4 protein-coding genes and 1 pseudogene are annotated in these 6,934 nt (G+C 59.8%); 3 read left to right on the top strand and 2 right to left on the bottom strand.

Features of this window, described 5'->3' with window-relative positions; translation table 11 throughout:
• Nucleotides 1-137 precede the first annotated feature (137 nt).
• Nucleotides 138-443 (top strand): cytochrome c, encoded by a 306-nt coding sequence (locus J8I87_RS42815; RefSeq protein WP_245254595.1) that lies wholly within the window; start codon nucleotides 138-140, stop codon nucleotides 441-443.
• Nucleotides 444-1,011: 568 nt separating this feature from the next.
• Here J8I87_RS42815 and J8I87_RS46605 read toward each other — a convergent pair.
• Entirely contained in the window at nucleotides 1,012-1,941 is a 930-nt protein-coding gene (locus J8I87_RS46605; RefSeq protein ID WP_409518889.1) for an NAD-dependent epimerase/dehydratase family protein, read from the bottom strand.
• 170 nt (nucleotides 1,942-2,111) lie between these two features.
• Here J8I87_RS46605 and amrS point away from each other — a divergent pair, with 170 nt between their 5' ends.
• A complete protein-coding gene (amrS, locus tag J8I87_RS42825) occupies nucleotides 2,112-3,227 on the top strand; it encodes an AmmeMemoRadiSam system radical SAM enzyme (RefSeq protein ID WP_245254597.1) in 1,116 nt (371 codons plus the stop codon).
• A 484-nt stretch (nucleotides 3,228-3,711) separates the two neighbouring features.
• Here the strand turns inward: amrS and J8I87_RS42830 are convergent, their stop codons facing one another.
• Nucleotides 3,712-4,569, bottom strand: coding sequence for an MBL fold metallo-hydrolase (locus J8I87_RS42830; protein ID WP_209938635.1), 858 nt, complete (start codon nucleotides 4,567-4,569; stop codon nucleotides 3,712-3,714).
• A 1,512-nt stretch (nucleotides 4,570-6,081) separates the two neighbouring features.
• Between J8I87_RS42830 and J8I87_RS42835 the strand changes: the two are divergent.
• Nucleotides 6,082-6,783, top strand: a pseudogene (locus tag J8I87_RS42835) (IS6 family transposase).
• The last annotated feature ends 151 nt before the right edge of the window (nucleotides 6,784-6,934 follow it).

Genomic DNA, 6,934 nt, shown 5'->3' on the forward strand with positions numbered 1-6,934 from the left:
CCGGCGCGCGAGCGCGGTTCGATGGTGGTAATGGCGCGTGCCACCAGCCGCTCGGGGGAAACACAGGTCGAGCGTCTCATTCACAATCCTGCAGGCTATCACCACAACGTGATCCAGCGCTTGTACGTGGACGTGATATGAACACGCTCACGCAAATGGTCGCTACCGCATTGTCCCTTGGGCTTATTCTTATCGATTCCACAGCGGCGCAGGAATCGAAGGTCATGCTGAAAGAAGGGTCTGGCAAAGACAAGGCGATGCAGTGTGTCACCTGCCACAGCCTTGACTATATCCAGATGAACTCGCCCTTTCTAGACAAGGCCGGCTGGAACGCGTCGGTCGCTAAGATGATCAACGCATTTGGTGCGCCGATTCCTAAAGAAGACGTCGAGATTATCGTGAACTATCTCGTTCAGAACTACGGCAAGTCCACAGCCAAATAGCTGCGATAGCGACCGTCAATTCGGCACAGGCGCTGGCAGGAGACGGCGAGGAGAAGTCATTGTCCGATTAAGCGAATGGGCTCTGCTCTGGCTCCATTTCATGCTCTTGGAATGGCTCAAAACGCTATAGCCAGTCTAACGACCCGTCCGGTAAGCCAACATTCTCCATCTCGAATGGAATGGCTGCTTACTGGGTGAAACCGACGCTCGAATGTCCGATCGCCGATGCCGGCGAATGACGCCTCATGGCCGACTGTTGCCCCATGCGATCGGCAGGCTGGTCGAGCGCGTCGTTCAAGGTAGCAGCGATGGGTCGGCGAACGGTCATCCGATAGAGGCGCGACGCGCCTGACACCAGGCCTTCAGCGCCCGACCAACCCCTCCTGCCTCATCCAGGCCAAGGTATCGTCAATGAGCGTGTCGAGAGGCGTTTCGACATATTCGAGCTCACGCCTGGCCTTCGACGAATCCACGCGAAGCGCGTGACAGACTAGCGTGGCGCCCTCGGGGGTAACGTCGGGCTCGCGCCCGGAGACGCGCGACCACGCATCGGCCACGCGAGCGAACGTCATGAGCGCCCAGGCCGGCGTGGCGCGGCTCGGCGTGCGCTTGCCCAATGCGGCGCCCAGGCGCTGCACGAAGTCGACGAAGCTCGCGGGCTCGCCGCCGAGCAGATACGCCTCCCCGAACCTCTTCCGCTGCCGGGCACGTACCTGGGCGCGGGCGATCTCGCGCACGTCGGCGAACGACCCGCTGCCCGGCGGACTGCCCGGCAGCTTCTCCCGGTCGACAAGCATGATGAGGCGCGCCCAGTTATGACGGTCGCCCGGACCGAGGATGTGCGACGGGTTGAAGATGATCCAGGGCACGCGCGCACGGCTCGTTCGCCCAGGTACTTGGTGCGCTCGTAATTGATCCAGCTCTCGGCTCCGCGCTGCGGAGTCGACTCGACGAGCGTGCCGTGGGCGAGGTACGAGTACGCTGATACTGAGGAGGTGTGCACGAAAGCCTGTACACCAGCCAACTCGGCCGCCCGCAACAGGTTTTCGGTTCCAAGGACATTGGTGGCTGTCTGTGCCGTGGCCTGAGATCTCCACATGCTGGTATCGGCAGCCGCATGAAATGCGGCCTCGCAACCCGCCAGCGCGGCTTGAAGCGATGTCGCGTCCCGCAGGTCGGAACGAACCGGATCGCCACCCGCCTTGGCGATGATCGCGTCCGCTTCAGCACGGCGCGACATCGCTCGTACCGCGCAGCCCGCAGTATGCAGCTCGCGCAGCAAATGCCCGCCTAAAAATCCGCTTGCGCCGGTCAAAAAAACAGTGGTCATAGCGTCAAAAGCCTTTCGCCGCGCGCCCATGTTTCCCATCAAGCCGTGACTCGTCGAACTCGCGGTCATTCGCCGCACCCTTAATGAGGCAGAATACCAGGCGTTCAGGTTGTCAGACTCGAGGTCGCCTCGCTTCACGTCGGTTGCTGGATGCGTGCCAGGATGCATGATCGTGCACTCGCGGTCCTCCGCACAATGGCAGGCATCCCAACAACCTGATACGAATCCGGCCAAAGCCCAACTCCCGAAGACGAGGCTCTCCGGGCCACTGATTCCCACTTTGCGGGGACATTTACCACATGGTGGCCACCCGGCGGCACGCACCGATTAGATCGATAATGCAACCGAGCGACTCGCTCATCAAACCCGCCATTGGTATGAAGGATTCGTCTTATCCGGGCCGATACTGGCACTTCCTGGACGATGGACGCATCGAGTGTGACCTGTGCCCACGCAACTGCCGCCTGCATGATGGGCAGCGCGGCGCCTGCTTCGTGCGCCAGCGGGTCGATGACCGGATGATCCTGACTACGTACGGCCGCTCATCAGGCTTCTGCATTGATCCAATCGAAAAGAAGCCGCTCAACCATTTCTATCCCGGCACAAGCGTGCTTTCCTTCGGTACCGCTGGCTGCAATCTGGCCTGCAAGTTTTGCCAGAACTGGGACATCAGCAAGTCACGCGAGATGGACACGCTCGCTGACGCTGCCACCCCGGAGGCGATCGCCGGCGCGGCCGGGGCTTGTGGCTGCAAAAGTGTCGCCTTCACCTACAACGATCCAGTGATCTTCGCCGAATATGCGATGGATGTGGCCGATGCCTGCCACGCGCGCGGCATCATGGCCGTGGCGGTGACCGCAGGGTACATGGGTACGCAGGCGCGGCGCGATTTCTATGCCACCATGGATGCCGCCAACGTCGACCTGAAGGCGTTCACTGACGATTTCTATTTCAGGATCACGGGTGGCCACCTGGCGCCGGTCCTGGAGACACTTCAGTATCTCCGGCATGAAACCGGCGTATGGCTGGAAATCACCACGCTGCTCATTCCAGGCAAGAACGACAGCGACGCGGAAATCCGGTCTGAAGCGCAGTGGATCATGAAGGAACTGGGAGAGGACGTGCCGTTGCACTTCACCGCATTCCATCCCGATTACAAGATGACCGATGTGGCGCCCACGCCGCCCGCCACGCTCACCCGCGCGCGCGAGATCGCGCTCACGGAGGGTTTGCGATACGTCTATACCGGAAATGTTCACGACGTCGACGGCGGCACCACCTTCTGCCGACGCTGTGGCACCGCACTCATCGTGCGCGACTGGCATCGGATCGAAGACTATCGGCTCACAGACGACGGCGCCTGTCCCGCGTGCCGCACTCCGGTGGCGGGCCGGTTCGAACGGTTCGATTTACCCTTCGGCCGACGGCGGGTCCCCATCCGTCTCGACATCTAATCGTCCCGCCTCTGATCTACCGGCTCATCCACACGGAGTCAGTCCAGCATCAGGCAGACAGGTTTCAGGCCGCCACATATATTGGCGTACGCCACTAATTCACAGGACTGTCTTCGGCGCATTGGCGTGAGACACGCCAAAGTCGATTCCGTATCCTCAAACGCTGATCCAGTTGAGCTGCACCAAGGTACGGGCGCGAAGCGAGCTCATACCTTCACCGCCGCAGGTTGCCAGAGTTGACATGGTCGACAATGACCCTCCCGACAAGATTTCCAGCGCGAAGGTCCATTGTGTGAGCAGAGCGGACGTTTGAATGGCCTTCTGCGCGCGATGGCGAACAACTGAAGATGGCAGAGTCCTGCCACTCACCGTTGGATCGAAGCCCACTATCGAGACCGGCAGCACTCGAGTCTGGCCACATCATTGCAGGGCTAGAAGCTGAAGGATTCGAGGCGCCTTGCCGGAAGGAGCTATTCCGGCGACTTCAACCATTTCGCATGCGAGCAACCAACGCGAGCAAGCGAGCACTCATTTCCTTGGCCGGCAAGTGTGCGAGCCAGCCATGACCAGGAAGCAGCCATTCGAAACGATACGCGGCCAACTTGCCGAGCGACTCAGTGAGCTCAGTCCATGAGTACCAGCACGCGTCCCTGAACGCGACGAGGTCCTGCTCGCGTGGGCTCCAGGCAAGTGAATCACCCGAGAAGAGTACGCGATCCTCGAGCAGGTACACGACGCTACCCCGAGTGTGCCCGGGCGTCGGGATTGCGCGCAGGCCGGCCGCGATGCTCGGTGCTGATCCGTCGTCGAGCAGATCCGTAGCATATGGGGCAGCCAACCTGTCCTCGCGGTGAATCCAGACACGAGCTCCGAACTGGCGCGCGTATTTGTCTGCGTCGGCGACGTCGTCACGATGCGACAAAAGGATGTGCGCAATACCACCCGAAGCGTCAAACCATTTAACCAGTTCCGCCGCATACCGCGGTGAGTCGATCAGCAGATTGCCGTCCGGCCGCGCAGCAAAATAAGAATGTGCGCCAAACGACGACCGAGCGTTGAATCCGCAGCGCCACACACCCGGTGTGATCTGCTGCGGAAAGATCGCGGCGCTCGGGCGAGGCTGCTTCGTTTCGCTGCGTACCGATGCCGTAGGACATACGAACACCGCACGCCAGGCAGCAAGCTGCTCTTCCGGCGTGACGGGCTGCCGAACGAAGACGCTCTTGTCGTTTCGTTCGGCAATCAGCCCAGGCGCGACGTGACGCGATGCACCGCAGTTGATGCACGCTGTGTCGATGTACCACTCCCCTGGAACGGAGTCGGTATTGCGTAGTGGCTTCATTCGATGCTTGGGTCCTGACAATGCATGGCAACCTCATAGTTCCCATGATAGACCTTTCAACGACCCGGACACGACCGGACAACGGGGCTCTCTGGCGTATAGTCGTGCGATCGCGGTTATCTAACGAATAAAATGACTCCGATTCCGCCGTTTGATGTACTTGCCAAGGTTAAACGCGATTGGCAATGTACCGGCTCGGATTGTCTGGACACGGTTTTGCAACTCAGGCGGCCTCTTTGAGGGTGACTGCCTGACGGGCTTCGTGGGGTGACATGAAGCCCAGTTTTTCGAGACGCCAGTGGCGATTGTAACGATCCTTGAACTCGACGACCGCAGCCCGGACTTCCTCAAGATTCCTGAAGATGCGACCGTGAATGACCGTCGAAGCGCGATCAATTTGGACTGCGACAGTTACACGACATTATCCGTGTCTGGACATGATGTTGAATCTGCCGCTACGCCAAAGGACTACGGTTATAGGGATCCGAGGGATACCGCGCGTTCAAAGCGCTTGCTGACCTTGTTGAAGAGCCCCATTCGGGCGGGTAACACATAAAAAGACTACGCTTATCGGGCCGACAGACCTGCGATTTCATGCAATTGGCCTTCCGCTATTTTTTAGACATTATTGCCCTAATGTTCGGTGCGGTCCGCATCTAAGCACACATGCAGCGGACTTTGAGGTTGTAACTGCGATGCCAACCCGAACTGCTCCAGAAACTCGGCAGCTTTGCTGCGACACCCTCCTCGGTGGCTCGGACAGCGACGCATCGGCACACAAGCGTCCGCCTCGCGCACGGCCGGTTGCCTCACCGCATCGTCGCCGCGGCGCCTGGACCGAAGGCCTCTGTTGCGGCCGTCGGGCACCGCGCTCATGAGCCGCGGTATGAAGACATGCCGCGCCAGGTGACACCTGAAGGTAACGTGCTTCGCGTGGATGGGCGCCACGCGCAGGCGGAGGTCGAACGCTGATGTGAAGCGAAACGCACAAGGGGTACACGCTCTGGGGGCACGCCATTCTCCAGCAGAAGGAAGGTTCACAGCGTGAACGCTACGCGGCCAGCGGCACGATCACGCTGGACAACAAGGTCGTTGAAGCGTCGGGTGTACTTGGCGAGTTCGGCACGGAAGAAGAGGCAGAACTGGCTGGGCTACGATGGGCACGCGCATGGGTGGACAGCTTCGACTAAATCACACAACCGACGCACCTGCCATTGTCCTCTCACCCACTACCCCTTCCTGCACATAGCGCCATCTTGATGTTGCGTGCCCTGCGCAGGAACCCAGCGACACCAGCCAGGGACCACCTGATTGCCGCAACGTGAACCCCAACAACATCAGGCTAGACGCGGCCTCTATTCACTTCGCAGATGCCTTTCACGTCACGCAGCGCGATCGCTGCCAGGTTGAGGCTATCGCGCAACTGCTCCGCATCACGCATCCCCGGGCGGATCTGTTGCAGTAAGGCGCTCAGTTACGATGTGCGGAACGACACGAACAACTGTAAGCTAGATGAAGACGTTGAATCCGGCATTGGCCCGAGTGCTCAAACCCCTGCATTTTCCGCTCGACGTGATCCTGACCTGCGTGCGCTGGAATGTAGTCTATCCTCTGAGCCTGCGGCACCTCGAAGACATGATGGCCGAGCGCGGCGTTTCGGTCGACCATTCGACTGTGCACCGCTGGGCCGTCAAGCTGTTGCCAGTGCTGGAGAAAACGTTTCGCCTGCGCAAGCGGCCAGATGGCAAGAGTTGGCGCATGGACGAGACGTACATTCGCGTCAAGGGCGAATGGCGATATCTTTACCGGGCCGTCGACAAGGACGGCAACACCATCGATTTTTTGCTACGCGCCCATCGGGACAAGACTGCAGCCCGGCGTTACTTCGAAAAATCGATCGCCTGGAATGGCGCGCCCGATACAGTGACCATCGACAAAAGCGGTGCCAATCTCGCCGCGCTCGCTGGGATCAACGCCGATCGTGAAACGCCCATCAAGATCCGCCAGTCGAAATATCTCAACAACCTGGTTGAGCAGGACCATCGGGCGATCAAGCGACGAACGTGACCCATGCTGGGGTTCAAGAGTTTTCGCTGTGCCCGGATCCTTCTGGCCGGCATCGCGTTGATGCACATGATCGCGAAAGGGCAGCTCAAGTGTGTTCGCGGAACCTATCCGTCCGCCGCTGATCAATTCTACGACCTCGCAATATAAGTTGTACTTCCCATATCGATCTCGCTCGCCCTTCGCTTGTTATCGCGACAGAGCCTCCGCGAGAACCGACGCATCTGACCTGCCTGATTTCTTCGGGCCATTTCAATCTTGGAGAACGGCCTCGGTTACTTCAGTTGAACAATACCGCTGC

It is taken from the genome of Paraburkholderia sp. LEh10 (genome assembly GCF_017814945.1).
Lineage (GTDB): Bacteria > Pseudomonadota > Gammaproteobacteria > Burkholderiales > Burkholderiaceae > Paraburkholderia.

Coding starts and splice junctions, on each gene's coding strand:
- J8I87_RS42830 (WP_209938635.1), bottom strand. CDS start 4,569: ATGAAGCCACTACGCAATACCGACTCCGTTCCAGGGGAGTGGTACATC.
- amrS (WP_245254597.1), top strand. CDS start 2,112: ATGCAACCGAGCGACTCGCTCATCAAACCCGCCATTGGTATGAAGGAT.
- J8I87_RS42815 (WP_245254595.1), top strand. CDS start 138: ATGAACACGCTCACGCAAATGGTCGCTACCGCATTGTCCCTTGGGCTT.
- J8I87_RS46605 (WP_409518889.1), bottom strand. CDS start 1,941: ATGCATCCTGGCACGCATCCAGCAACCGACGTGAAGCGAGGCGACCTC.